Below are 25,272 nucleotides of genomic sequence, written 5' to 3'. Positions count from 1 at the left end.
TAACTTTGTCATTGTATCAAAAATAGTGTTTTTTTGTAATAAAAACCACTACTTATAAACTAAAGATTAACTCAAAAAATAAGAGCAGTCTAAAATCTAATATCTAAAATCTACAATTAATCCTAATGACATATCAAGGCGTACTTACAAAAATGCAGACTGAATTTGGAAACCCAATTCAATATTATTTAGTTTTCGAAGATAGTTTCTTGAATGTGAATCAATTATTAGATAAAGAAATTGAAATTAGTTTTGCAGGTTTTCAATGTTTAAATTGTCAAAAGAAGAAAAAGATTTTTAGACAAGGTTTTTGTTATGACTGTTTTTACTCAAGCCCCGCTGTAGGCGACTGGATTATGAGACCTGAATTAAGTACTGCACATTTAGGAATTGCAGATCGTGATTTAGAATACGAACAAAAAGCGCAATTGCAGCCGCATGTTGTTTACTTAGCTTTATCGAGCGAAATAAAAGTAGGGGTAACGCGCAAAAGCCAGGTTCCAACACGCTGGATCGATCAGGGAGCGACACAAGCCATTGCAATTGTTGAGGTTCCCAACCGTTATTTGGCAGGAATTACCGAGGTAGCGTTAAAAGATCATTATGCAGATAAAACAAACTGGCGTAAAATGCTGCAGTGTACAGCAGAAGGATGTGACTTAATTTTTGAAAAGTCAAAAGTCGAAAACTTAATTCCGGCAGAAGTTAAGGAGTACTTTTACAGTCAGAAAAATGATTTATACGAACTAAATTATCCGGTTTTAAATTATCCGGCAAAAGTGGCTAGTTTGAATTTAGATAAAACGCCAGCTTTTCAGGGAAAACTTGTGGGAATCAAAGGCCAGTATTTAATTTTTGAAAATGGAACAGTTTTTAACATACGTGGTTCAGAAGGTTACGTTGTAAATATTAACGTCTAGTATTTTCTATTCTCTGTCGATTCTTAACAACTAATGGTCTATTGTTTGTCATTTGTTTTGTTAATTGTTGTAATTTTATTTCATTGGAAGGTCCAAAAATGGGAATAATTATAGATTTTATTACAATTTTGTAATAATTGCTTATTATTAGAATTTATTTTTGAGCAAAAAAAGAGGCTAAATTTGGAAACATGTAAAAATGGTGTTTTAAACAATTTATGCTTCATTTTTTAGCTAAAATGTTTTTTGCTGTTTCCAAAAATAATCTCGAAATAAATACCACAATGAGTAGCTTAAAAAAAGTTAGCATTAACAAAGTCAGGCGTAACCTAATGCGCATATTAACCAAAAATATTGGTAGTGCAAACATTAGTAAAGGCGGAACTATTGATAAAAGCAAAATTAAAAAAGTACTAATCTGCAGGCCAAACGGCAGACTTGGAAATATGCTTTTAGTTACACCGCTTATTCAGGAAGTCTCTGCCGTGTTTCCGGGTGTAAAAATCGATTTGTTTGTAAAAGGGACACTGGCCCCAATTGTTTTTGAAAAGTATGATAATGTCGATAAAATAATCGATCTCCCTAAAAAACCTTTCAAAGACTTAGTCAAATATTTTAAAGTCTGGACTTTAATAAAAAAACAGAATTACGATCTTGTAATAAATGTTGATCAAAATTCTTCTTCGGGCCGCTTAGCCGTTCAATTCTCAAATGCTAAATATAAATTTTTTGGAGATCTTCCTGAAAATGTGCAGTCCAATTATGACGATCATGAGCATATTGCAAAATATCCCGTTTATAATTTAAGATATTTTCTAAGTCAATTTGGTATTGAAGATAAAAAAGAACCAGTACCGCTTCTGGATTTAAAATTGACTCAGGAAGAAATATCAAAAGGAAAAGAAATTCTCAACAACATTGTTGATGAACAAAAAAGAACCATCGCAATTTTTACTTTTGCAACCGGAGAAAAATGTTATTGCGTTGAGTGGTGGGAAAAGTTTTATGCTGCTTTAAAAAATGAATATCCAGATTATAATATTTTCGAAGTTTTGCCAGTTGAAAATGTTTCTCAAATTGATTTTCAGGCGCCTTCATTCTACAGTAAGGATATTCGTGAAATAGGTTCCGTATTAGCAAATGTAGATGTTTTTATAGGTGCAGATAGTGGAATTATGCATTTGTCAAGTGCTTCAAAAGCTCCAACTGCTGGTTTATTTTCAATTTCAAGTTTAAAAAAATATCAGCCATACGGAAATAACAGCGTAGGAATTGATACCAACCAATTAACAGTTCCGGATTATATAAATGCCATAAATAAGATATTGAATCAATAAATTCAAATCAGATTGCTATAAAAAGAAACTGCTCCCGAAAGTAATTTCGGGAGCAGTTTTTTATTTTGACTAAAACTTATTTTTTCTTTTTGAAAAGCCCGTTGAGTAAGTCCGTTGCTTTTTTAGTAGTTTCCTGAGTTTTTTGTTCTTTCTCCGTTTTAGCTGCCTGAGTTGTGTCTTTCGCTTTTGTGTTTTTATTAATTAAATCAGTTAAAGCAGAAGCGCCTTTTTGAGTCAGTTTTTCTTTTTGCTGATTTGCCACTTGCGATGCTAAACTAGTAACGGCACTTTTCATATCTGTAGTAATTTTTGGATTTGAAAAGTTTCCTCCAATAACAGCATTGATTGGAATATTTTCCAGTTTCGCCGCATCTGCAGGAGACAATTTAGAAAGAAAAGCATTTGCTTCGCTTCCTAAATATTTAGCAGGAACATCAAATTTTAAATTGTAATTCATAGTCTGGTCAAAACCGTGAGTTCCGCCAACTGTTACTTTAATATCCTGATATTTAATGTCGAAAGGTTTTACGTTTACTTTTCCATTTTCAAAAGTTAAGGCAGCTTTAATATCATTCAAATTCAGTTTATTCATATCAAGGAATTTAATGTTTGAAGTCAATGAATTTAATACCGTTGAATTTTTAGCATTTATCGTTGTAGAAAGTAATTGACCAATTAAATCCCCAGAAATAGATTTTAAATCAGGCGTTAATTCCTTATCATCTAAATTTCCGTTTAATTTAATAGTCGAATTTAATTTACCATTAATAATTCCGGCAATTGGAGCAATTTTTTTCATCATGTCTAACTGCGTAAAAGTCTGCGCAATATCAACCTGATTAAAACCTAAATTCATATCAAACGTTGGCACTTTTGCTTTTGTTGAAACAGATCCTGTCAAACCAATTGTTCCGCCAAAAATGGACGTTTTAAAGTTCTCTAAAAGTGCTTTTTCATCTTTAATAATCAATTTTCCGGAAACATCTTTCAGTTTTAAATTGTCATATAAAACAGTTGTCGCTTTTGCATTTAAAGTACAGTTCAGGAAAGCTGGAATTTTCATCGCTTCCGCTGGTTTAGCAGGCGTTTTTTCCTCTGTTTTAGCAGGCTCTCCAGAAGTCATAAAATCATCAACAGCTAATTGATTTGAACTCATGTTGAAGTTTCCTTTAAGTTCTTGTTTCTTAAACATAAAACCGTAGAAATTCTCTAAAACTCCGTTGATGGCAATATCACTTTTTCCTGTTGTAGCATTAAATTGTTTCAGGTTGATTGTGCTTGGATTAAATTCAACCAAAGCCGTGCTGATATTCATTGATTTATTGTTTTCATCAGTATATTTAAATCCTGATAAACTCATAGTTCCGGCATTTTTGATGTTTTGATATTGGCTTTTTTCTACAGATGCCATATCAAAATTGGTAGTAACATCAGCTTTTAAAATACCTGCCAAAGGTTTATCCATTTTAATTGGGTACGCTTTTGAAAGATTAGCTAAATTGATAGTTCCTTTTAAAGCCGCATTTACAAGCGGATTAACGGTAATGTTTCTAACATTTGCTTTAGCGCTAAAAACATCCTGATCGATTCTAAAAGATAGTTTGTCTAGGTTTACATAAGTATCGTTTAGAATTCCGGTTTCGTTGATAATTTTAGTATCAATTACAATATTCTGAACTGATTTTGGTAAGTTCGGATATTGGAACGATGCGTTGTTTGAAGCAATGGCAATGTTGAATGCAGGAACTGTAGTGTCTGTTAATTTTCCTTTTGCAAAACCAACAACAGTAAAGTCTCCGGTTGTTTTTACGCCGTCAAGACTTGATGCGTAAGCAGAAGGAATTAATCCTAAGAAATTAGTAAACGACGAAGTTGGCGTTTTAAATTTCAGGTCATAAATCTGACCCTCTTTAACCATTTGAATAAATCCGTCAAACTCTAACGGCAATTGGTTAATTAAAGCTTTATTTTCTTTAAAAGTATATTTACTTTGCTCTAAATCAATTCCTAAAACAGCGTCTAAAGTCAGTTTTATATTTTTCATATAATTAACTTTATCCATATCTAAAGATACGTTTGCTGTAGTTTTTGTATTTAAATCCAGTTTTGAATTGGTAAAATCTCCGGTTCCTTCATGATTTAAACTATCAATAACCATTTTAATTTTTGAACCCTGATCGATATATCTAAAGGTAAAGTTCTCGATTTTATAGTTTTGGATTTTTAAAGAAAGCGGACTGCTTTTTTCATCCGTTTTGTCTTCTTTTTTGTCTTTTAAGGCAATATCAAAGTTTCCAACACCATCTTTATTAAAGATAATGTTGATTAAACCGTTTTCAGATGTAATTCCCTGAATGTTTAAAGGTTCGTCTTTTCCTTTAAAAAGCTCTTTAATGCTCATATTAAGGTTTAATTGTCCTAATGATACCAAAGTATCTCCTTCAAAAGGTGCTTTGTTGATAATCACTAATTTTTCGATTCCAACCGCAGCATTCGGGAAATTTTTGAACAAGCTTAAATCAGCATCGGCAAAGCTGACTTTTGCATCAACACTTTCGTTGATGGCTTCGGCAATTTTTGCTTTGATCTGGTCTTTAAAGAAATACGGAATGGCAAATAGAGCGGCCACAAAAACCACTAGAACAATGGCAGTTACTTTTAAAATTTTCTTTAACATATTTATAGATTTGAGGTTTATTTTTTGAAAATTGACTCTTGCAAAAATAGTTTTTTTATTGAAGTACGGCGATAAAATTTTCTTAATATTGTAAGAAAATTATGTTAGTATTAAATAAAAAAAATCCGCTTGATACTTTTCAAACGGATTTAGTTTTTTATTGTTGTAACTATTTTTTAATAAAGGAAACAATCTTATGGACTAAGGTTTCAGAAATGGGAAGAGTTTCATTATTATAACTTTCCATATTCGCCTTTTGATCGCCGTCGATTATTTTCATGATATGATTCATTTTATCTACAATGACCAATTCTGAATTAGCTTTAGCCTTCGATAAGTTTTCGGCATCTTTAACCGAAACTTGTAAATCATTATTTCCCTGAATAATTAAAACAGGAATCGTTAGTTTTTTAATTTCTGTCTGTGGATCGTATTTAAACCACGAAATCAAATACGGTTGAATACTTGCCCTGAAAAGCGAATTTAAAAGCGGATCGACTTTGTTTACTTTATTACCGCCTTTTAAACTATCAATAATAGGAAACGTCATATCCTCAATTTGCTTGTTTGATTTAGAAGCAATTTGCGTCTTTATCAGTTTATCTGCAGATTCTCCGGCTCCCGCAATCGAAACAAATTTGTTGGCTTTTGCGCTGGCAATCATTCCTATTAAAGAACCTTCGCTATGACCAATAACCGTTAATTGTGTAAAACGTTTGTCTTGTTTCAAATAGCTAATCCAGCTTTTTACATCTTCGGTATAATTTTCAAAAACCAGACTAGATTCTGCTACTGCCGATTTTTTGCTTTCGCCAATGCCGCGTTTATCAAATCGTAAAGATGCAATTCCGTTTTTAGCTAATTCTTCTGATAGCATTTTTAAGGAATTGTTTTTCATCATCGAATTATTTCCGTCTCGGTCTATTGGGCCAGAACCAGCAATAATCAATGCAACCGGACATTTTTTTATTCCGTCTGGAACAGTAAGCGTACCAAAAATCTGATCATTATTGATTTTTAAAATAGCGGGTGTTTCTTTAAAAGTATCTTGTTTCGGGCTTTGTGCATTTACGTATGTCAGAAACAAAACGGTTAAAAACAGAATTATGTTTTTCATCTTTAAGTGGAATTATTTAATGTTTATTCCGAAAGGCATCATGGCCTGAACTCCTTTTTGTCTCTGGAATCTTTTTACTTGCTCGATAAGCAAATAATTTTCTTCGCCAATTTCTTCTTTTATAAAAGCTTCCTTAGATTGTGCAAAAGGCAGATTACCCATTAAATCACCAAATGTTTTTTCGTATTCAGGATAGTTTTGTGTGCTGTAATCTTTGATTTTAGCAATTTTTGCAGCCTCTGCAATAGCATCATTCAAACCTCCAATTTTGTCAACTAATCCAATTTTCAACGCTTCAGACCCAGACCAAACTCTTCCTTGTGCAATAGAATCTACTTGTGCAAAAGTCATTTTTCTTCCTTCGGCAACATGCGTTACAAAAGTTTTGTAAATCTGTTCAACGCCTTCCAGTGTAAAAGCTTTGAATTTTTCATCAACCGGAACAAACGGACTGTAATTTGCTGAGTTTTCGTGTGTTTTTACCTGCTCTGTATTAATTCCTAATTTGTTAGCAAGCGGCGTAAAGTTTGGTAGTACTCCAAAAACCCCGATAGAACCTGTAATCGTATTGCTTTCTGCAAAAATTTTATTCGCATTACAAGCGATATAATAACCTCCTGAAGCAGCATAATTCCCCATTGAAACAATTACCGGTTTTACTTTTTTGGTTACTTCAATTTCTCTCCAGATTAAGTCAGAAGTCAGTGCGCTTCCGCCCGGGCTGTCAATTCTTAAAACGATCGCTTTTACATCTTCATTTTTTCTGGCTTCTTGCAGCGAACGGCGCATTGAGCCTTCGCCAATAACATTTACATCGCCTTCGCCGCCGGCAATTTCGCCCTGAGCGTAAATAATTGCAATTTGATCAGTAGCAACATTGGTTAATGCCGTTGTTACATTATTTTGAGTATAATCTAAAATCGAAATTTTATTATAATCTTCGTCGTCTTTAACTTTCAAGGCTTTTTTTATAGCATTGTGATACACATCTTCATAAGCTACAATATCAATTAAATGCTGTGTTTTTGCCATTTGTGGAGTTCTGGCTAATAAACCGTTTGCAATTTCATTTAATTTATCAACTGGAATGTTTCGGCTTTTTGAAATATCGCTGCAAACTGTTGACCAAATCGAATTTAAAAGTGCGGTAACTTGTTCTCTGTTCGCATCGCTCATTTTGTTTTCTAAAAATGGCTCAACGGCACTTTTGTATTTTCCGTGACGAATCACTTCCATGTGGATTCCTGATTTTTCCTGGAAATCTTTAAAGAACATAACTTCAGACGAAAGTCCTTTAAAGTCTAAATCTCCAGCCGGATTCAAGTAAACAACGTTGGCTACAGAATTTAAATAATATTCTTTCTGCGAATACGTATTGGCGTAGGCCCAGACAAATTTTCCTGATTTTTTAAAACTTTCCAGAGCATTTCTCAAATCTTTATATTGTGCAAGTCCAAGAGAAGACTCGTCATTTAAGATTGAGATTCCTTTAATATTATCGTCTGTTTCTGCCGCTTCAATTGCATTGATAACATCGGTTAAACCAACACTTTTTTTATCTGAAAAAACAGTTACCCACGGATCTTTATATTTTCCGGCATAATCGTTATTGATCTGCTTTAAATCTAATTCGATAACAGAATCATTTTTAACCGAAACCTTGTCATCTCCGCCAAAAATGGCCCCAATTAGGATTACTCCAAAAAAGAAGAGCATGATAAATACAAAAATACCAATAACTGTGGCAATTACATTTCCTAAAAACTTCATAAGTATATTTTTTTTAATAAGTAGCGATAAAGGGCTATTTGTTACAAATTTCGCACATAAATTTTAATCGGCTCGATGTGCCGTTTCACAAATATATTGGTTAATTCTAAAATAGTTTTAGTTAATTTGCATTAATTATGAAATCACAGCACCAAGTCGTTTTATCTATAGGCAGCAACCAGGGAAACAGGTTAGAAAACATTGAAACCTGTATCGCTTTAATACATCAGGAAGTGGGAACTGTAATCAAGGTTTCTAAACTTTATGAAACGCCTGCCTGGGGTTTTGAGAGCGATGCATTTTATAATTGCGCGTTACTTTTGCACACTACATCATCGGCACAAAAAATATTAAATCAGGTTTTAAAAGTCGAAAAACAGTTAGGAAGAATCAGATTAAATCAGGAAGGGTATCAATCCCGAATTATTGATGTTGATGTAATTGTTTTTGATGATGAAATTATTGAAACAGAAAAACTTAATATTCCGCATCCTTTAATGCAGAACCGAAATTTTGTTTTATTGCCTGTTCAGGATTTAAAATTAGACTGGAAACATCCTGTTTTTCAGAAATCTATTTCAGAATTAATTGCCATTTCTCCAGACGACAGTGTTTGTACGGTTGTTCAGGATTTGAAATGCCCGCTGAGTGAAATTCCGTTAGAAAAATATAATTATATCGCTTTTGAAGGAAATATTGGTGCCGGAAAAACTACTTTGGTTCACAAATTTGCAGATGATTTTAATGCGAAAACCGTTTTAGAACGTTTTGCAGATAATCCGTTTTTGCCCAAGTTTTATAAAGATCAAAACCGATATGCTTTTCCGCTTGAAATGTCTTTTTTAGCCGATCGTTATCAGCAATTATCCGATGATTTGGCACAGTTTGATTTGTTTAAAGATTTTATCGTAGCCGATTATCATATTTTTAAATCGCTGATTTTTGCTAAAATTACTTTGCAGGAAGATGAATATCGTTTGTACCGAAATTTATTCGATATCATTTACAAAGAAATGCCAAAACCGGATTTGTATATTTATTTGTATCAAAATACTGAACGTCTTCTTCAAAACATAAAAAAGCGAGGCCGAAGCTACGAGCAAAATATTGAAGCTGAATATCTGGATAAAATCAACAACGGATATTTGGAATACATAAAATCCCAAACCGATTTGAATGTTTTAATTATCGATGTTTCTGATCGTGATTTTGTGAAAAAACAGGAAGATTATCTTTTTGTTTTAAGCGAAATTCAGAAAAAGCTGAATTAATTAGATAATTAGAGAATGTGTCAATTAGATAATTTATTGAAGATATTTTTAATTATCTCATTTTCTAATTGACACATTCTCTAATTCAAAATTATCTTAGTAATGAAAAGTGTCCTCGTAAAATAGGTTTTGTATTGTCTATTTTTAAAGCATACCAATAGTCCGAAGCCGGAAGCGGTGTTCTCTCAAAAGTTCCGTCCCAAGTCATATTAGAAGCGTTTAACTGCGCGATGAGTTTGCCATAACGGTCAAAAATAGTGACTTCTGCCTGTGGATAATTTTCCATTCCGGTTACTTCCCATAAATCATTGTGAGTATCGTTATTTGGAGTAAAAAATGCTGGAAAAACAAGAACAACAAAATTTTGCGTATCTCCGCCGCAGCCGCTTTTCTCACGAACATACGCCGTTTGCAGTCCGCCAGGAACATCGTAAAAAACATTTGAATCCTGAAAATTAACGCCGTCTACAGAAAACTCAAAATACGGAGCTTGTTTTTTAATATAAATTACCACTCTCGTTCCGCTTACATCAATTCGGTCTATTTCTGGAACCGGACGCTCTTCAACTATTATTGTTTTTGTACTTGAACAGCTTTCAGGAGCTGGACTTGTTACAATTACAGTATAAGTACCACCTTTTGAAACGGGTGTTGTTTGTGTTGTATCTCCATTTGACCATGCATAAGTCATTCCCGAAACTCCCGCATCTAGTATTATAGTTTGAGATTGACACAGCGGTAAGGTTTCATCATGAACAACTGGCGGCGTATAAATTTGAATTTCTACAGGCGTACGAGTTGGGTTGATACAGCCAGAGTTTGAAGCCTCAGCATAATAAGTTGTATTTGATGAAATTGTTGGCGTTGTAAAACTGCTTCCGTTAAAAACACTTGTTCCTCCAGTTTGAGTTGTAAACCAGTTAATAGTTCCAATGTTTGAACTTGCACTAATAGTTACAGATCCCGGCCCGCAATTTGAATAAGAAGTCTGACCTGCAACCGGAGTTGTTGGGGTCATGTTTACTGTAGCTATAACCGATTTTCGGTTTGATTCACAGCCTGCATCTACATAATAAGTTGTTGCAGTATTTATTGTTGGAGTAGTATACGTGTTTCCTGTTCCTAATAAATTTCCTCCTACAGCGGCATCATACCAGCTAATTGTTGCTCCCGCAGTTGCTGTTGCAGTAAAAGTAAAAGTTCCAGAATCGCAAACCGGATTTGGATTTGCTCCCGGTGTTGCAACCGGAATTGTAATTTTTGTACTTGCCGCAATTTCAAGCGGAGATTCTCCCGGCATTCCGCCATATTCCACCACATAACCTTTTGGCTGATATGGGTCGCCAGACGTTAACGAACCGGTATTAGAAAGATCGTTCCATGAACCTCTAATTCCTATTCCCGGTTGTGTAATATGTGCATAATCTTCTTCTCCTAAATTATTTGGTTCTCCGGAATTCCAAAAAGTATAATTCATTATAGTTCCGGCTTCAGGACCGGTAACCCATTTCCATAAGCCTTCGGTTTCGGCATCGCTTCCGCCAATCCATCCCGTTCCTGAGGCTTGTTCACCTATTAATTGAGCTTCATCTGCAGATAAAACAGTAGCTAAATATCCTGTAAGCCCGTAATAAGTACTGGCTTCTGCAGCGGCTTTGGCACTTGTCCAGGTAATACCAATACTCGGGACAAATAAATAAAAGTGCTTTGTTGAAGGTAAATAATTAGCATTACCAATTGTTATAGAGAAAGTTCTTGTTCCGGAAGCTGTAGCCGAAGAATTTGAGAAAACCACATCTTTTACAGCATCAACTAAGTCAGCATATAAAACATTGCCACCTGTTGGGCTTGTTATGCTTAATTTTCCTGCTGTTGCGTCCCAGCTTGTTATTACATTAGGGTGTGCTGCCGGATTTGAAAGTGCAAGCTGATCTAAACCACTTGAATAACCAGACGAAATTTGAATATAAACACCTTCAGTTGCTGTTTCTGCTGGATCGTGCGTAATAGTAAAATCAGTTACAATCTTTATAGTATTTTGTGGGCAGTATAACTGATCTCCGGTTGCTTTAACAATAGGGGCAGTTGTTGCAGGTTTACTACAGTCGTTTGAATATTTTGCTGTACTTTCTTTGTAGGCCGTCCAGTTTGTATTTGAATAAATCTCATTATCAACTTGTATGCAGGTTAGACTTGAATTCGATTTGAAATTTCCATGGTTTATTTTTGCGTTCTGCCCGTTTTTTAAATTCAAATTTGTTAACAGATTATCATTACACAAAAGAGTAGTTAGATTAATATTTTTAGATAAATCTAAACTAGATAATTGATTATTATTGCAATCTAAGTGTCCTAAAATGGAATTATTAGAAATATCCAGAGAAGTTATTTGATTTTTACCGCAATCGAAAAATCCTAAATCTGGATTATTGGAAACATTTAGAGAAGTTATTTGATTATTATTTGCGACTAAAAATTGCAATGCTGCGTTTTTAGAAAGGTCAAGATTTGATAAATTGTTATTATCGCACCTTAGAGATATTAAATTAATGTTTTTTGAAAGATCTAAAGCTGTTAACTTATTAAAGAAGCAAGATAAGCTTGTTAAAGAAGTATTTTTAGTAATATCTATACTTGTTAGGTTATTGTTGGAAAAAAAAAGAGTATTTAAGGAGGTGTTTTTTGAAACATCCAGGCTGCTTAATTTATTATTGTCTATAGATAAAACTTCCAATGCCGTGTTTTTTGAAAGATCTATAGTAGATAATTCATTATACTCGCACGATAAAGACTTCAGGAAAATGTTGTTTGTAAGGTTTAAAGTGGTAAGAGCGTTTCTTTGATATATATTATCATTCGCTATTCCCAAGGCTAATCTTTCCAGTTTTACAAAAGATTCAATACCAGTTAAATCGGCAATGTTTCTACCTTGAATGAATAATATCGTTACATCTTTAACATTTGCAGTCAGAACCTGGCTATCAATAACGCCGCTGTCAATGCCTAAATCAATTAAAGCCTGTTCAAAATTTGGATCAGGAATAGATGTATATTGAGCAAATCCGGTTAAAGGGAAAAGCAGTAAGAAAAATAAATGTTGTGGTTTAAGGAAATAGATAGTTTTCATTTTATAAAAGTATCAATTTCTTAATAATAAAAAAATATATTTATATTTCTAACATTTAAAGTCTGAAACTAATTTAAAAATCACATTTTTTTGGTAAAAATATTCTTTAATTCTTAGTTTGGCCAGTTTAATTTCTGGAATAAATCCCAAACCACAATTCCGGCGCTTACAGAAATGTTTAAGGAATGTTTGGTTCCTAATTGCGGAATCTCAATACAGCCATCGCAAATAGCAACCGCTTCCTGAGATACACCATAAACTTCATTTCCAAAAACTAAAGCATATTTTTGGTTTTTCTCCACTTTAAAATCCTGAAGAAAAATGGCACTTTCAACTTGTTCAATAGCAAGAGTAAGGACATTTTCTTTTTTTAGGTTTTCGATAACTTCCAATACATTTTCGTGATGTTCCCACGCAACAGTTTCGGTAGCACCAAGAGCGGTTTTATGAATTTCTTTATTGGGTGGAGTTGCTGTAATACCGCAAAGAATTATTTTTTCGATCAAAAAAGCATCGGCAGTTCTAAAAACAGATCCAATATTGTGCAAACTGCGAATATCATCCAAAACTAATATTAAAGGAGTTTTATCTGATTTTTTAAAATCTTCGATTGATTTTCTGTCTAGTTCGCTATTTTCGAGTTTTCTCATTGGTTTAAATTCAGGTCATAAAAAAAGCTTCCAAAGATAAGGAAGCTTTTTCAATTATTTTGTTGTTTCTCAGATTAGCTTTTTACTGGATCTGGTAAAACTGTACCTTTAATTGTAAGTACTTTTGTTGGTTGTCCTTCAGCATTTGAAGTAACAGTTACAGTTTTTGTAAAAGCACCAACTCTGTCAGTAGCATATTTTACACCAATAATACCTTTAGCACCTGGAGCGATTGGCTCTTTTGGTGTTGTAGGAACTGTACAACCACAAGAACCTTGAGTGTTAGTAATAATTAACGGTTTTGTTCCGTTGTTAACAAAAACGAATTCACGTTTACCGTCAGCATTGTGAGCGATAGTTCCGTAATCGATAGTTTCTGTTTCAAAAAGCATTCCTGCTCCTTCAACTTTAGCAACTTTAGCAGCTTTAGCTTTTTTAGTTGTTTGTGCGTTAGTAGCCGTAATACCAGCTACAGCTAACATAGCGAATAAAATTATTTTTTTCATTTTTAAGGGTCTTTTTTAATGATGAACAAAGCTATATAAAATTCTTATATCTGAACATAAAAAAATCTTAAAATATTTTAATTTTTGAAGTGACTGTTATGCCACCAAAAAATTATAAATTCGCTGTCTTAATTTTCATTTAAAAACATATCAATTTTGGCAGCTAAAGAGAAAGTGGTGAAGGAAACACCTTTAATGAAACAGTATAACGAGATCAAGAGAAAATATCCTGATGCCTGTCTGCTTTTCAGAGTAGGGGATTTTTATGAAACTTTTGGAGAAGATGCCATCAGAGCTTCTAAGATTCTTGGGATTACTTTAACAAAAAGAGGTGCAGGGTCTGATACTGAGACAGCTCTGGCAGGCTTTCCACACCATTCAATCAATACATATTTGCCAAAATTGGTGAAAGCCGGACTTCGTGTTGCAATCTGCGATCAGCTTGAAGATCCTAAAATGACAAAAACGATTGTAAAGCGAGGTGTTACAGAATTGGTAACTCCGGGAGTTTCTTTAAACGATGAAGTTTTACAATCAAAAACAAACAACTTTTTAGCATCTGTTTATTTTGCTAACAAAAATATCGGAATTTCATTTTTAGATGTTTCGACAGGAGAATTTCTTACCGCTCAGGGAAATGCCGAATACATAGATAAATTACTGCAGAATTTTAATCCAAGTGAAGTTCTTGTTCCTAAGAATTGCAAAAGTGATTTTAAAACAGCTTTTGGAGAAGATTTTCATAGCTTTTATCTGGAAGACTGGATTTACAAAGAAGATTACGCTTTAGAAACGCTGACGAAACACTTTCAAACCAATTCATTAAAAGGTTTTGGTGTAGAAGAATTAAAAGAAGGAATTATTTCTGCCGGAGCAATCCTTTATTATTTATCAGAAACGCAGCATAACAGAGTGCAGCATATTACAGCGATTCAGCGAATTGCCGAAGATGCTTATGTATGGATGGATCGTTTTACGATTAGAAATTTAGAATTGTATCACAGTTATAATCCAAATGCTGTAACACTTTTAGATGTAATCGATAAAACGCTTTCGCCAATGGGCGGACGTTTGTTAAAACGCTGGCTGGCACTTCCGCTAAAAGACGGTAATAAAATAAAAGGACGTCATGATGTGGTTGCGTATTTGAAATCAAATCAGGATGTTTTACAAAATATTCAATATCAAATTAAACAAATTTCAGATTTAGAGCGTTTGATTTCTAAAATTGCGGCAGGAAAAGTTTCTCCTCGCGAAATTGTTTATTTGAAAGAATCGCTGGATGCTATTATTCCAATAAAAACCTTAGCGCTCGAAAGTCCGCAGGAAGCTGTAAAAGTTATTGGAGACAGTTTGCATTCGTGTGATTTACTGCGTGAGAAAATCAAAACTACCTTAAATCAGGATGCGCCGGTTGCTATTTCAAAAGGAAATGCAATTGCGGCAGGAATTAATGAGGAATTAGATGAGTTGAGGGCTATTTCGACATCTGGAAAAGAATTCCTGGAAGGAATAGAAAGAAGAGAATCAGAACGTACGGGAATTTCATCTTTAAAAATATCATTCAACAATGTTTTCGGATATTATATTGAAGTTCGAAACACACATAAAGATAAAGTTCCGGAAGAATGGATTCGTAAACAGACTTTAGTAAATGCAGAACGTTATATTACCGAAGAATTAAAAGAATACGAAACCAAAATTTTAGGTGCCGAGGAAAAAATCCATAAAATTGAATCAGAGCTTTTTGAGCAGTTGGTTGCATGGATTGCGACTTATATCAAACCCGTTCAAATGAATGCTTATTTGGTAGCACAATTAGACTGTTTATGTTCGTTTACGCAAATGGCAGTTGAGAATCAATATGTGTGTCCTGAAATTGATGAAACTTTTGAATTAGACATTAAAAACGGAAGACACCCTGTAATTGAAAAACAATTGCCGGTTGGAACTCCATATATAGCAAACGATGTTTTTCTGGATAGAGAAACGCAGCAAATTATAATGATTACCGGGCCTAACATGTCGGGTAAGTCGGCTATTTTGAGACAAACGGCTTTGATTGTGCTTTTGGCACAAATGGGAAGTTTTGTCCCGGCTGACAGCGTAAGAATGGGAGTTGTAGATAAAATCTTTACAAGGGTAGGAGCTTCTGATAATATTTCGATGGGAGAATCGACTTTTATGGTTGAGATGAATGAAACGGCTTCGATTTTGAATAATATTTCAGATCGCAGTTTAGTGCTTCTGGATGAAATTGGAAGAGGAACGAGTACGTATGACGGAATTTCGATTGCGTGGGCTATTGCCGAGTTTTTGCACGAACATCCTTCAAAACCAAAAACGTTGTTTGCGACGCATTATCATGAATTGAATGAAATGACGGAATCGCTTTCCAGAATTCAAAATTATAATGTTGCGGTAAAAGAATTAAAAGATACCGTTCTTTTTGTTAGAAAGCTTGTAAAAGGCGGAAGTGAGCATAGTTTTGGAATTCACGTGGCAAAAATGGCCGGAATGCCGCAGATTGTGATTTTGAAAGCACAGAAACTTTTAAAGAAATTAGAAAAAAATCATTCGAGCGATGCATTAAACGGGGTAAAAACAGCTAATGATGAAATGCAGATGAGTTTCTTTAATCTTGATGATCCTTTGCTGGAAGAAATCAAAGAAGAGATCTTAAGCCTCGATATTAATGCGATCACACCCGTTGAAGCCTTGATGAAGCTGAATGAAATAAAAAGAATGCTGGTTAAGAAATAAATCGAAAAAATTTTTCAAGTTTAAAGTTTAGGTTATCAGAAAGTTATAAAATAAGTAAATATTTTTTTGAAAAAAGGCTTGTGTAATTGAATAAATGTCCTAAATTTGCACTCGCAATACGAAACAAGTCAAGTATTGTAGTTCTTACTAGAATTTGAAACGCGAAAATAGCTCAGTTGGTAGAGCGCGACCTTGCCAAGGTCGAGGTCGCGGGTTCGAGCCCCGTTTTTCGCTCAAAACCATATAATGCTCGGATGGTGAAATTGGTAGACACGCTGGACTTAAAATCCAGTGAACAGCAATGTTCGTGCGGGTTCAAGTCCCGCTCTGAGTACTAAAGCCTCTTCTTTTGAAGAGGCTTTTTTTATTGTGTAAATTCTTTAAAGTGCTAACGTGCTGAAATTCGAAGGTTCGGAGAATCTAAATCAGTAATCTAAAATCCAAAATCTAAAATCAACAATCAAAATATGGGTGCTTTTGTAATTAGCAAGCGATTTAATGATGAATATAAGTTTGTGTTTACTTCCAGAAAAGGGAAAGTGATTTTTACAAGTTTGAGTTATGAATTGAGGTTTGAATGTGAAGAAGATATTGAAAGATTTAAAAGAACAATTGAACTTTCTAAATTTTTAAAATTTAAAGGCTCTGGAGGAAAGTATTTTTTTAAATTGATGCTAGATGGTGTTCACTTTGCAACAAGCCGAAAATATACTACAGAATTGCTTTTGCAAAAAGGAATAAAAGAAATTGTGACTTATGCTTCAAAAGCAGAGATTTTGGATTTCTCGTCGAGTGAATCGATTTTTGGAGATGAAGAGGTTTCTGTTGAAGAGGAGGTAGAAGATTAAATAAAAGAAATTCCAATATTTTAAAATTCCAAATCCCAACAATAAATTATGCATATTGGAATTTGGAATTTTAAAATATTGGAATTTTGCTTTGTTAATTTTTGAGCAAAAAAAAACCATCACAAGGATGGTTTTAAAATCTTTAGAATTTAGGTTCTAATTATTTTTTTACTTCTTTAGCAGCTTCTTCTACTTTAGCAGCAGCAGAATCAACTTTAGTAGCAGCTGAGTCAACAGTTGCAGCAGCAGAATCAACTACAGCAGCAGCAGAATCAACAGCAACAGCAGTAGAATCTACAGTTTCAGTAGCTGCAGCGTCAGCTTTTTTACAAGATACAACAGTTAAAACAGCAACAACAGCTAAACTTAAAAATACTTTTTTCATCTTACTTTATTATAAAAGGTTAATTATTAATTCGTGGCAAAGATATAAATTTTTTAATATGTAAAATATTTTTTCACTTTTTTTTTAAAATATTTTCCTAGCTCACGTTTATCTTATTTATCAAAGAATATGCCAAAAATATAAAATTATCTTAAATTATTTAATATTTTGTATAAATAATTTTTTGTTGAAAATTCTACGGTCGAATTGGCTATTTCATTTCTCTTAATTGCACTTTATCTTGCTTTTTAAGGAATATTGCTTTCGTGTACACAATGAAAATTACCAGCTTTTAATTCGTTTCTCTGAAATAATCGCTCCCAAAATTTAATTTGAATCGTGACTTACTTCGAAACAACTCTCATAATTGCATTTGTGGCTCCCTTGTTATTCTGAATAAAAGATTCGCAAATTTGACTTTTTTCTTTAAGAAATGTTTGGTCAGTCAGAAGACGGTCTAAAATTTCTTTTAGTTCAGAGATATTAGAAATTGGCATACATCCGCCAAGCTCAACTAAAGAAACAGCTTCGGCAAAATTAGAATAATTAGGGCCAATTACAATTGGAATTCCAAATGTTGCCGGTTCCAGAATATTATGAATTCCAGGGTTCCCAAATCCGCCGCCAACGTAAGCGATCGTTCCGTAGCTATATATTTTGGTTAAAATCCCGATGGTGTCAATTATAAATACATTATAATTGGATAAATCTTTATTGTCTTTTTCAGAAAATAAAACTGTCGATTTTGTAATTTGCGATTTAAGATTTGAAATTTGATCTGCTTTTATATTATGCGGTGCAATAATAAATTTTACATTTTCCGGCGCCTGATTGATGTATTCAGCAATTAAAACTTCATCTTTTGGCCATGAACTTCCAATAACTATGGTTTGCTGGTTATTTTTGAAATTTTCGATGTAATCAAGCGTATTGTCTCTTTCTAAAATCGCAGCAACTCGATCAAAACGCGTATCGCCGGAAACAATTACATTTTTAAAACCAATAGCTTCAATTTTTTGTTTTGAACTTTCATTCTGCACAAAGAAATAAGTGAAGGCTTTTAATGCTTTTCTGTAAAAACCGCCATACCATTTAAAAAACATCTGGCTGTCTCTGAAAATTCCGGAAATCAAATAAGTTGGCGTTTTGCTTTTTTCTAATTCCTTTAAATAATTTAACCAAAATTCATATTTGATGAAAAAAGCAAATTCAGGATGAACTAATTTTAAAAATCTTTTAGCGTTGCTTTTGGTGTCCAAAGGCAGATAAATGGTGACATCTGCAACCGTGTTGTTTTTACGCACTTCGTATCCCGAAGGGGAAAAAAAAGTTACAATAATTTTATGCGTAGGATATTTTTCTTTGATTTTTTCAATTACAGGAAGTCCTTGCTCGTATTCGCCAAGCGAAGCAGCGTGAAACCAAATTGTCTTGTCTTCGGGCTTTATTTTTTCTTCTAAAATGGAGAATACATTTTTCCGGCCTTCAACAAAAAGCTTAATTTTCGGACTAAAAAGTGCGACTATTTTAAGAAAAAACGCTGCTAAAGAAACAGCTAAATTGTATAAAAAAAGCATGTAGTAATTTTTGCGGCTAAATTACATTTCTTTCGTTTATTTTCATTGGTTTGAAGGTATTAATAACTATTTTTGTTCCTTCTTTCTGACATTCTGGTTTAATAGAAAGGCTTTTTTAAATAAAATATCGAAAATGAAAAAAATACAAATGGTTGACTTAAAAAGTCAATATGAAAAAATAAAAACAACTGTAGACGCTTCAATTCAAGAGGTTTTAGATACAAATACTTATATTAACGGACCTTTGGTTCATCAGTTTCAAAAAAATCTTGAAGACTATTTAGGAGCAAAACACGTGATTCCTTGTGCAAATGGAACCGATGCTTTGCAAATTGCAATGATGGGTCTGGATTTAAAACCAGGTGACGAAGTTATTACTGCCGATTTTACTTTTGCAGCAACAGTTGAGGTTATTGCATTGTTACAATTAACCCCGGTTTTAGTTGATGTTGATTTGCATAATATGAACATCGATATTGATGCAGTAAAAAAAGCAATTACGCCAAAAACTAAAGCAATTGTTCCGGTACATTTATTTGGACGCGCTGCTAATATGGACGCCATTATGGAAATTGCAGCTGAACATAATTTATATGTAATCGAAGATAACGCACAAGCAATTGGAGCTGATTATATTTCAAAATCTGGAACAAAAAGTAAAGTTGGTGTTATTGGTCACGTTGCAGCAACTTCATTTTTCCCTTCTAAAAACTTAGGCTGCTACGGAGACGGTGGAGCAATTTTTACAAATGATGATAAATTGGCTCACGTTATCCGCGGAATTGTAAATCATGGAATGTATGAGCGTTACCACCACGATGTTGTAGGTGTAAATTCACGTTTAGACAGTATTCAGGCAGGAGTTTTAAATGCAAAGCTTCCTTTGTTAGATGAATATAATAAAGCGCGTCGTTTAGCGGCAACAAAATACAATGCAGCTTTCGCTGGAAATAAACATATTGTTACTCCAGAATTTGATGCAAATGAAAACGATCACGTTTTTCACCAATATGTTTTAAGAATCTTAGATGCCGATAGAAATGCTTTAATGCAGCATTTGTTAGATAAAGGAATTCCATGTGCAATTTATTACCCAATTCCATTACACTCTCAAAAAGCATATTTAGATCCTCGTTATAAAGAAGAGCAATTCCCAATTACGAATCAATTAGTACAGGAAGTAATTGCTTTACCAATGCATACAGAACTTGACGACGAACAAATCAAATTTATTACAGATTCTGTTTTAGAATTTTTGAATAAATAATTAACAGCCAAAATAACCACATAAACAACCAAATAATGAAAGTATTAGTAACAGGAGGATTAGGATTTATAGGTTCTCACACGGTAGTCGAATTGCAAAATGAAGGCTTTGAAGTTGTGATAATTGATAACCTTTCAAATTCTTCAGAAGATGTTTTAAAAGGAATTACAGCCATTACGGGAAAAACGCCTTTATTCGAAAAAATTGATTTAAGAGAAAAAAGTGCCGTTCGGAATTTCTTTAAAAAACATAATGATGTTACTGGGGTAATTCATTTTGCTGCTTCAAAAGCAGTTGGTGAAAGTGTTGAGCAGCCTTTGTTGTATTACGAAAACAACATTAGCAGTTTAGTTTATCTTTTGCAGGAATTACAGCAAAAACCTGAAGCAAGTTTTATTTTTAGTTCGTCTTGTACGGTTTACGGTCAAGCCGAAAAAATGCCAATTACAGAAGATGCTCCGGTTCAAACAGCAATGTCTCCTTACGGAAACACCAAGCAAATTGGAGAAGAAATTATTGCAGATACAGCAAAAGTAACTAACATTAGCGCGATTTTATTGCGTTATTTTAATCCGGTTGGTGCGCATTCTTCTACTGAAATAGGAGAATTACCATTAGGAGTTCCTCAAAATTTAGTTCCGTTTATTACACAGACAGGAGTAGGTTTGCGTCAGGAATTATCTGTTTTCGGAAATGATTATCCAACACCAGACGGAACTGCGGTTCGCGATTATATTCACGTTGTCGATTTAGCAAAAGCGCACGTAATTGCATTACAGCGTTTATTGAATAAAAAGAATTTGCAAAAAGTGGAAACGTTTAATTTAGGAACCGGAAAAGGAAGTTCAGTTTTGGAAGTAATTCATAGTTTTGAAAAAGTAAGCGATAAAAAATTGCCATACGTAATTAAGCCACGTCGCGAAGGTGATATTACAGAAGCATATGCAAACACAGATAAGGCTAATAATGTCTTGGGTTGGAAAGCTGAATTAAGTTTAGACGAAGCTATGGCAAGCGCCTGGAAATGGGAACAAAAAGTGAGGAATAAATAATTCTCCACATTAAAATTATAAAATTTTAAGATCCCAAATTATAGCAATATAGTTTGGGATTTTTTTTTAGATGCTGATTATTATGAAACAAAGTTTAGATTATAAATTGATTTTTGCTCTGGCAGCTGTTGGAATTATCTGGGGTACGACATTTTTAGGAATCAGGGTTGCGGTTGAGACTATTCCGCCTTGGTTTGTTACTTCAATTCGTCAAGGATTGGCTGGATTGATTATGATGACTATTTTATTATTCAAAAAAGAATTAAAATGGATTGGTTGGCAGAGTTTTAAACAACAACTTATTCCTTCGGTTTTGATGATTGTAATTGCAAATGGTTTTACCACAATTGCAGAAAAGACATTACCAAGCGGATTGGCATCTGTAATAAGTGCGTTATCTCCAATATTGATATTTCTTGGAAGCATTTTAGTGGGTTTGCAAAAAATGAGCTTTAAAGGTTTTGTTGGAGTATTAATTGGGTTTTCGGGAGTTGTTTTTATATTCAAAGACGGACTTGGGTCGTTTTTAGATGCTGATTATAGAACTGGAATGATGTTTATGGGATTTGCGATTTTAGCTTGGGCCATTGGAACAATTTACACCAAAACACACGCCAATAAATCAAACAATATTGTACTTAATTTGTTTTATCAATTTACATCTGCGTCTTGTATTCAGTTGGTTTTGGCTTCAATTTTTTCGCCAAATCCTGATTTTAGTTCGTGGACTTCCAGAAGTATTTTTGCGGCTTTGTATTTGTCGATTTTCGGATCAGTAATTGCTTTTTTTAGTTATAGTTATGCTTTAAAACATGTTACAGCAGTTCAAGTTTCTATTTTAGCTTATATAAATACGATAATTGCAGTTTTTCTGGGTTGGTTGCTTTTAGACGAAGTTATTACAATTGATTTTATTATTGCTACTGCGCTGATTATTCTTGGCGTTTTTATTGTCAATTATAAGAAGAAGGAAAAGAAAGCTTTATAAGTTTTGATTCAGTTTATTTTGTAAATTTGTAAGAATAAAAAATGTAGGAATTATGAATTCGGAAGAAGAAAATAAAAAGAAGAATAAGGTTGAAGAACCTGCACTGAATACGAGATTCAGAAACCGAAATTTAAAGGCATAGACCCTGACACTTTTGATTTTGATGCCGAGTTTGCAAGAGGGTTAACACCGGAGGAGTTTAAAGCTGAAATGTCTAAAAGAATAAAGGCTTATCCTTGGAAAAAATAATTTTTGAAAAAGCAGTTCTTGAATATTTTGATAATTTAGTTTATTCACTTTTTAAAGAAGAGTATTTCGGTTTTCATGAATCCGCTCAGAATTATATCGATAAAATAGTTGATTTTATTATTTCGAGTACTTCTACTTTTCCTCCCAAGAAAACTCCAAAATCACTTCAATATTTAGGTTCGAATTATATTTTTTATAAATCAAATGCAAGAACAATTTGGTATATTTTCTTTGAGAAAACAGATCGGAATTATATAATAACAGGAATTACAAATAATTATACAGAAGAAGCAAAAGAGCTATAAAAACAAAATCCTCATAAACAATTAGTTCATGAGGATTTTTTTATGAGTATAGTTTTTAACTGATCACTAAAAACTGAATACTGAACACTAATTATGCGTTAGCAGTAACCGCTTCTTTATCAATTTTATTAATCAAACCAGCTAATACTTTTCCTGGACCAACTTCAGTGAACAAAGTAGCACCGTCAGCGATCATTTGCTGTACAGATTGTGTCCATTTTACAGGAGCAGTCAGTTGAATGATTAAATTCTTTTTAATTTCGTTTGCATCAGAAACTGCATTTGCAGTTACGTTTTGATATACTGGGCAGATAGGAGTAGAGAATGTAGTTGCTTCAATCGCTGCCGCTAATTCTTCTCTTGCCGGTTCCATCATTGGTGAGTGGAATGCACCACCAACAGGTAAAATTAAAGCACGTTTTGCTCCCGCAGCTTTCATTGCTTCACAAGCTTTTTCAACTGCTGAAGTTTCTCCAGAAATAACTAATTGTCCAGGACAGTTATAATTTGCTGCAACTACAACACCGTCGATAGAAGCACAAACTTCTTCCACAATATTATCAGCTAAACCTAAAACTGCGGCCATTGTGGATGGAGTAATTTCGCAGGCTTTTTGCATAGCAAGAGCACGTTGAGAAACTAATTTAAGACCATCTTCAAAAGATAAAGTTCCGTTAGCAACCAGTGCAGAGAATTCTCCTAAAGAATGTCCTGCAACCATTTCTGGTTTAAAATCTTCGCCTAAAGTTTTAGCTAAAATAACAGAATGTAAAAATACTGCCGGCTGTGTAACTTTAGTTTCTTTTAGTTCTTCGGCTGTACCTTCGAACATGATATCTGTAATTCTAAAACCTAAAATTTCATTGGCTTTTTCGAATAATTCTTTGGCTAAAGCCGAGTTTTCATATAGGTCTTTGCCCATTCCTGTAAACTGTGCGCCCTGACCTGGAAATACGTATGCTTTCATTTGTCTAATTTAATTTTTACTTTTTTTAAAATTGAAAATTAGTTTCAATTGGAAGGCAAAAGTACTATTTTTTTATTTCGTATAATCCTTAAACATGTAAATCCATGCTAATCTTGAAAATCTAAGATTGAAAGAAGTAAGTAAAGTAATGACAACAGCGATGATTGGAATAATTCTTAAATCGAAATTTGTCTCAAAGAAAAACTGAGCAACACAATATGTTGCAATTCCCTGAGCAACTGTTAATCCGTAGTTTACATACATCGCACCAAAGAAATAACCAGGCTCTTTTTGGAACTTGTAATTACAATGGCTACAATATTCATTCATTTTTGGAAGACCAAAAGATAAAAAAATATTTCTGTCTGTAAATACTTTCCCTTTATGACAAACAGGACATTCGTTGCTTAAAATATGAGTTAATGAATTTGACATGACTTTGATGTTTTTTATTTATACAAAGGTAATTCAGAGCAGGATAAAAGCCTTTTTAGTATCTTCGCTTATTCTAGCACAATAAAGACATTTGTTATGAAAAAATATCCCATTTACAGCGTTCAGAATTTTAGCTGCAATGATATTCATCGCGATTTTTACGTCAATACTTTTACAGAGCATTTAAAAAGCCACAGTTTTGTCGAAGAACCGCATCGCCATGATTCGTATTTAATGGTATTTTTTACAAAAGGTTCCGGACAGCACGAAGTCGATTTTGACCAATTCGAAATTAAAAGAGGAAGTTTATTTGTGCTTCAGCCCGGACAAATGCATCATTGGAGTTTATCTAAAGATGTTGAAGGTTTTGTGATTATCTTTTCGCAGGAATTGTACAACTTGTATTTCGGACAAAAAAATATCAACGAATATAATTTTTATCATTCGATCCATAACCGACCGGAAATGGTTTTTGAGGAAAAGGAAATCCCGAAAATCCAGCCTTATTTTGATTTACTGATACAGGAAAACAATCAGAATAATAAATATCAGCTGGATAAAATGCTGAATTTATTAGATTCAATTCATATCGAAGTTGCGCGTAAGTATGGTGAAACCTATTCACATCAAACGCATTCGTACAATATCAAAATCAATAAGTTTGAATCGCTTTTAGAAGAATATTTCAGAACTGAAAAATTACCCTCTTTCTACGCAGAAAAATTAAATATTACATTAAAGCATTTAAACAGAATCTGCAATGAAATTCTGCAAAAAACAGCCACAGAAGTTATCACAGATCGTGTAATCCTAGAAATAAAAAGAATGCTGATCGACAAACAATTAGCAGTAAACGAAATAGCCTTTAAAGTAGGCTACGAAGATTACTCCTATTTCTCCCGATTCTTCAAAAAACAAACAGGATTATCACCAACAGAATTTCGAAATACAGTGCGATAAGTTTTAAGTTTGCCACGAATTACACTAATTTCCACGAATTTTTTTCTTTCAAAACTGAAAATGTTCTTTTTCTGCCACAGATTATAAAGATTAAAAAAGAT

General features: G+C 33.5%; 20 protein-coding genes and 2 tRNA genes. 12 read left to right on the top strand and 10 right to left on the bottom strand.

Annotation, left to right across the window (positions count from 1 at the left end; genetic code table 11):
• Positions 1–125: 125 nt before the first annotated feature.
• Both ACODSB_RS09125 and ACODSB_RS09120 read left to right on the top strand, forming a co-directional pair.
• Entirely contained in the window at positions 126–920 is a 795-nt protein-coding gene (locus ACODSB_RS09125; protein ID WP_180857492.1) for a DUF2797 domain-containing protein, read from the top strand.
• Between the two features lie 284 nt (positions 921–1,204).
• Positions 1,205–2,257: a glycosyltransferase family 9 protein gene (locus ACODSB_RS09120; protein WP_488936808.1), complete on the top strand. Its 1,053-nt coding sequence runs from the start codon at positions 1,205–1,207 to the stop codon at positions 2,255–2,257.
• A gap of 76 nt (positions 2,258–2,333) precedes the next feature.
• Here ACODSB_RS09120 and ACODSB_RS09115 read toward each other — a convergent pair whose 3' ends face one another.
• From ACODSB_RS09115 to sppA, 3 genes are all read right to left on the bottom strand, one after another.
• Positions 2,334–4,934, bottom strand: a complete 2,601-nt coding sequence (locus tag ACODSB_RS09115) for an AsmA family protein (RefSeq protein WP_488936807.1) — start codon at positions 4,932–4,934, stop codon at positions 2,334–2,336.
• A 169-nt stretch (positions 4,935–5,103) separates the two neighbouring features.
• A complete protein-coding gene (locus tag ACODSB_RS09110; protein WP_488936806.1) occupies positions 5,104–6,051 on the bottom strand; it encodes an alpha/beta hydrolase family protein in 948 nt (315 codons plus the stop codon).
• 12 nt (positions 6,052–6,063) lie between these two features.
• Entirely contained in the window at positions 6,064–7,821 is a 1,758-nt protein-coding gene (sppA, locus tag ACODSB_RS09105) for a signal peptide peptidase SppA (RefSeq protein WP_488936805.1), read from the bottom strand.
• Positions 7,822–7,958: 137 nt separating this feature from the next.
• Between sppA and folK the strand changes: the two genes are divergently transcribed.
• Positions 7,959–9,092, top strand: a complete 1,134-nt coding sequence (folK, locus tag ACODSB_RS09100; RefSeq protein ID WP_488936804.1) for a 2-amino-4-hydroxy-6-hydroxymethyldihydropteridine diphosphokinase — start codon at positions 7,959–7,961, stop codon at positions 9,090–9,092.
• Positions 9,093–9,183: 91 nt separating this feature from the next.
• On the opposite strand, the gene ACODSB_RS09095 is transcribed toward folK, so the two are convergent.
• From ACODSB_RS09095 to ACODSB_RS09085, 3 genes are all read right to left on the bottom strand, one after another.
• A complete protein-coding gene (locus ACODSB_RS09095) occupies positions 9,184–12,219 on the bottom strand; it encodes an Ig-like domain-containing protein (RefSeq protein WP_488936803.1) in 3,036 nt (1,011 codons plus the stop codon).
• Between the two features lie 113 nt (positions 12,220–12,332).
• Complete coding sequence (locus tag ACODSB_RS09090; RefSeq protein WP_053471599.1) at positions 12,333–12,869, bottom strand: RNA methyltransferase; 537 nt, start codon at positions 12,867–12,869, stop codon at positions 12,333–12,335.
• Between the two features lie 74 nt (positions 12,870–12,943).
• Entirely contained in the window at positions 12,944–13,375 is a 432-nt protein-coding gene (locus tag ACODSB_RS09085) for a DUF1573 domain-containing protein (RefSeq protein ID WP_053471598.1), read from the bottom strand.
• Between the two features lie 156 nt (positions 13,376–13,531).
• Between ACODSB_RS09085 and mutS the strand changes: the two genes are divergently transcribed.
• From mutS to ACODSB_RS09065, 4 genes are all read left to right on the top strand, one after another.
• The gene (mutS, locus tag ACODSB_RS09080) at positions 13,532–16,138 is read left to right on the top strand and encodes a DNA mismatch repair protein MutS (protein WP_488936802.1); all 2,607 of its coding nucleotides are present in this window, start codon (positions 13,532–13,534) and stop codon (positions 16,136–16,138) included.
• Positions 16,139–16,299: 161 nt separating this feature from the next.
• A tRNA-Gly gene (locus ACODSB_RS09075) sits at positions 16,300–16,372 on the top strand.
• A 14-nt stretch (positions 16,373–16,386) separates the two neighbouring features.
• A tRNA-Leu gene (locus ACODSB_RS09070) sits at positions 16,387–16,472 on the top strand.
• Positions 16,473–16,605: 133 nt separating this feature from the next.
• Positions 16,606–16,986: a DUF1508 domain-containing protein gene (locus ACODSB_RS09065; RefSeq protein WP_488936801.1), complete on the top strand. Its 381-nt coding sequence runs from the start codon at positions 16,606–16,608 to the stop codon at positions 16,984–16,986.
• A gap of 160 nt (positions 16,987–17,146) precedes the next feature.
• On the opposite strand, the gene ACODSB_RS09060 is transcribed toward ACODSB_RS09065, so the two are convergent.
• Together ACODSB_RS09060 and ACODSB_RS09055 are read right to left on the bottom strand one after the other, a co-directional pair.
• Positions 17,147–17,371 (bottom strand): PG1828 family lipoprotein, encoded by a 225-nt coding sequence (locus tag ACODSB_RS09060; protein WP_053471595.1) that lies wholly within the window; start codon positions 17,369–17,371, stop codon positions 17,147–17,149.
• Between the two features lie 344 nt (positions 17,372–17,715).
• Complete coding sequence (locus ACODSB_RS09055; RefSeq protein WP_488936800.1) at positions 17,716–18,948, bottom strand: 3-deoxy-D-manno-octulosonic acid transferase; 1,233 nt, start codon at positions 18,946–18,948, stop codon at positions 17,716–17,718.
• A 133-nt stretch (positions 18,949–19,081) separates the two neighbouring features.
• Here ACODSB_RS09055 and ACODSB_RS09050 point away from each other — a divergent pair, with 133 nt between their 5' ends.
• The 4 genes from ACODSB_RS09050 to ACODSB_RS09035 all read left to right on the top strand — a co-directional run bounded on the left by ACODSB_RS09050 (position 19,082) and on the right by ACODSB_RS09035 (position 22,809).
• The gene (locus ACODSB_RS09050) at positions 19,082–20,215 is read left to right on the top strand and encodes a DegT/DnrJ/EryC1/StrS family aminotransferase (RefSeq protein WP_488936799.1); all 1,134 of its coding nucleotides are present in this window, start codon (positions 19,082–19,084) and stop codon (positions 20,213–20,215) included.
• A gap of 35 nt (positions 20,216–20,250) precedes the next feature.
• Complete coding sequence (gene galE, locus ACODSB_RS09045) at positions 20,251–21,267, top strand: UDP-glucose 4-epimerase GalE (protein WP_488936798.1); 1,017 nt, start codon at positions 20,251–20,253, stop codon at positions 21,265–21,267.
• Positions 21,268–21,349: 82 nt separating this feature from the next.
• A complete protein-coding gene (locus tag ACODSB_RS09040; RefSeq protein ID WP_053471591.1) occupies positions 21,350–22,255 on the top strand; it encodes a DMT family transporter in 906 nt (301 codons plus the stop codon).
• 236 nt (positions 22,256–22,491) lie between these two features.
• On the top strand, positions 22,492–22,809 hold the full coding sequence (locus ACODSB_RS09035) for a hypothetical protein (RefSeq protein ID WP_488936797.1): 318 nt from the start codon (positions 22,492–22,494) through the stop codon (positions 22,807–22,809).
• A gap of 91 nt (positions 22,810–22,900) precedes the next feature.
• Here ACODSB_RS09035 and fabD read toward each other — a convergent pair whose 3' ends face one another.
• Together fabD and ACODSB_RS09025 are read right to left on the bottom strand one after the other, a co-directional pair.
• Positions 22,901–23,776, bottom strand: a complete 876-nt coding sequence (fabD, locus tag ACODSB_RS09030; RefSeq protein ID WP_053471588.1) for an ACP S-malonyltransferase — start codon at positions 23,774–23,776, stop codon at positions 22,901–22,903.
• A 72-nt stretch (positions 23,777–23,848) separates the two neighbouring features.
• Positions 23,849–24,211: a DUF983 domain-containing protein gene (locus ACODSB_RS09025; RefSeq protein WP_073489108.1), complete on the bottom strand. Its 363-nt coding sequence runs from the start codon at positions 24,209–24,211 to the stop codon at positions 23,849–23,851.
• 96 nt (positions 24,212–24,307) lie between these two features.
• On the opposite strand from ACODSB_RS09025, the gene ACODSB_RS09020 reads away from it, so the two are divergent.
• Entirely contained in the window at positions 24,308–25,171 is an 864-nt protein-coding gene (locus ACODSB_RS09020) for a helix-turn-helix domain-containing protein (RefSeq protein WP_488936796.1), read from the top strand.
• The last annotated feature ends 101 nt before the right edge of the window (positions 25,172–25,272 follow it).

The sequence above is a fragment of the Flavobacterium sp. FG68 genome (genome assembly GCF_057808895.1).
This window is presented reverse-complemented; position numbering and strand designations above follow the sequence as displayed.

Excerpts from the sequence above, each read along its gene's own strand:
- ACODSB_RS09125 (WP_180857492.1), top strand. The coding sequence starts at position 126 with ATGACATATCAAGGCGTACTTACAAAAATGCAGACTGAATTTGGAAAC.
- ACODSB_RS09120 (WP_488936808.1), top strand. The coding sequence starts at position 1,205 with ATGAGTAGCTTAAAAAAAGTTAGCATTAACAAAGTCAGGCGTAACCTA.
- ACODSB_RS09115 (WP_488936807.1), bottom strand. The coding sequence starts at position 4,934 with ATGTTAAAGAAAATTTTAAAAGTAACTGCCATTGTTCTAGTGGTTTTT.
- ACODSB_RS09110 (WP_488936806.1), bottom strand. The coding sequence starts at position 6,051 with ATGAAAAACATAATTCTGTTTTTAACCGTTTTGTTTCTGACATACGTA.
- sppA (WP_488936805.1), bottom strand. The coding sequence starts at position 7,821 with ATGAAGTTTTTAGGAAATGTAATTGCCACAGTTATTGGTATTTTTGTA.
- folK (WP_488936804.1), top strand. The coding sequence starts at position 7,959 with ATGAAATCACAGCACCAAGTCGTTTTATCTATAGGCAGCAACCAGGGA.
- ACODSB_RS09095 (WP_488936803.1), bottom strand. The coding sequence starts at position 12,219 with ATGAAAACTATCTATTTCCTTAAACCACAACATTTATTTTTCTTACTG.
- ACODSB_RS09090 (WP_053471599.1), bottom strand. The coding sequence starts at position 12,869 with ATGAGAAAACTCGAAAATAGCGAACTAGACAGAAAATCAATCGAAGAT.
- ACODSB_RS09085 (WP_053471598.1), bottom strand. The coding sequence starts at position 13,375 with ATGAAAAAAATAATTTTATTCGCTATGTTAGCTGTAGCTGGTATTACG.
- ACODSB_RS09065 (WP_488936801.1), top strand. The coding sequence starts at position 16,606 with ATGGGTGCTTTTGTAATTAGCAAGCGATTTAATGATGAATATAAGTTT.
- ACODSB_RS09060 (WP_053471595.1), bottom strand. The coding sequence starts at position 17,371 with ATGAAAAAAGTATTTTTAAGTTTAGCTGTTGTTGCTGTTTTAACTGTT.
- ACODSB_RS09055 (WP_488936800.1), bottom strand. The coding sequence starts at position 18,948 with ATGCTTTTTTTATACAATTTAGCTGTTTCTTTAGCAGCGTTTTTTCTT.
- ACODSB_RS09050 (WP_488936799.1), top strand. The coding sequence starts at position 19,082 with ATGAAAAAAATACAAATGGTTGACTTAAAAAGTCAATATGAAAAAATA.
- galE (WP_488936798.1), top strand. The coding sequence starts at position 20,251 with ATGAAAGTATTAGTAACAGGAGGATTAGGATTTATAGGTTCTCACACG.
- ACODSB_RS09040 (WP_053471591.1), top strand. The coding sequence starts at position 21,350 with ATGAAACAAAGTTTAGATTATAAATTGATTTTTGCTCTGGCAGCTGTT.
- fabD (WP_053471588.1), bottom strand. The coding sequence starts at position 23,776 with ATGAAAGCATACGTATTTCCAGGTCAGGGCGCACAGTTTACAGGAATG.
- ACODSB_RS09025 (WP_073489108.1), bottom strand. The coding sequence starts at position 24,211 with ATGTCAAATTCATTAACTCATATTTTAAGCAACGAATGTCCTGTTTGT.
- ACODSB_RS09020 (WP_488936796.1), top strand. The coding sequence starts at position 24,308 with ATGAAAAAATATCCCATTTACAGCGTTCAGAATTTTAGCTGCAATGAT.